General features: G+C 43.1%; 2 protein-coding genes. Both read left to right on the top strand.

Features of this window, described 5'->3' with window-relative positions:
* Positions 1-314 (top strand): S16 family serine protease (locus CIK04_RS27570; protein WP_325205910.1); only part of this gene is annotated, 314 nt, incomplete at its 5' end.
* A gap of 173 nt (positions 315-487) precedes the next feature.
* Positions 488-760: an HU family DNA-binding protein gene (locus CIK04_RS27565; RefSeq protein WP_128824733.1), complete on the top strand. Its 273-nt coding sequence runs from the start codon at positions 488-490 to the stop codon at positions 758-760.
* Positions 761-886 lie beyond the last annotated feature (126 nt).

The following is an 886-nucleotide window of genomic DNA, read 5'->3' as shown; positions in this document are numbered from 1 at the left end:
CGTTAGTCTCTAGCCTAACGGGTAACCCTGTTAAAGCAGAAGTCGCCATGACAGGGGAAATTACTCTGCGTGGTGAAGTGTTACCAATCGGTGGTCTAAAAGAGAAGTTGTTGGCTGCACATCGTGGTGGCATCACAACGGTACTTATTCCGAAGGACAATGAGCGTGATTTGGAAGAAATTCCAGACAACGTTATCGCTGATTTGAAAGTCATTCCAGTTCAATGGATTGATGAAGTTCTTAAAGTTGCACTTGAGCGAGACCCAACTGGGGTGGAGTTCGACGCTAAAAATAGTGATGTGCAGCAAAAATAAGTAAAAGTTTACGCTGATGAGGCTACGAAAGCTGTCAGCGTTTTTTTTGGGAGCTAAGTTAGAGCTCGATGGCTGCCAGCCCTTTTAAGATAAGGCTTGGCGCTAATTTTTAGTATTAATGGAACGAAAGTCATCTAAAAAAATAATCACAGATGGCACAAAGGGGAATCACAGTGAACAAAACTCAACTAGTAGAATCAATCGCTGCAAACGCAGATATCTCTAAAGCGTCAGCAGGTCGTGCTCTAGATGCATTCATTGAAGCAGTAAGCGGTACTCTTCAGTCTGGTGATCAAGTAGCTCTAGTTGGTTTCGGTACTTTCAGCGTGCGTACTCGCGCAGCTCGTACAGGCCGTAACCCTAAGACTGGTGAAGAGATCCAAATCGCCAGAAGCGAAAGTACCATATTCAAAGCAGGTAAAGCTCTTAAAGACGCTTGTAACTAATCGGCGTTAGTGTGAATTTTGTTCAATCAAACCCGTTTGAATCATGATTTTGCGATTGTTAAAGCCGAACTTTTTTAAATTATGCGCATCCTACTGATGCGCATTTCTTTTTCTGGTATTATCGCG

The sequence above is a fragment of the Vibrio sp. 03_296 genome (genome assembly GCF_002265885.1).
Note: the sequence above shows the minus strand (reverse complement) of the source record. Positions and strands in the feature narration are given on the sequence as shown.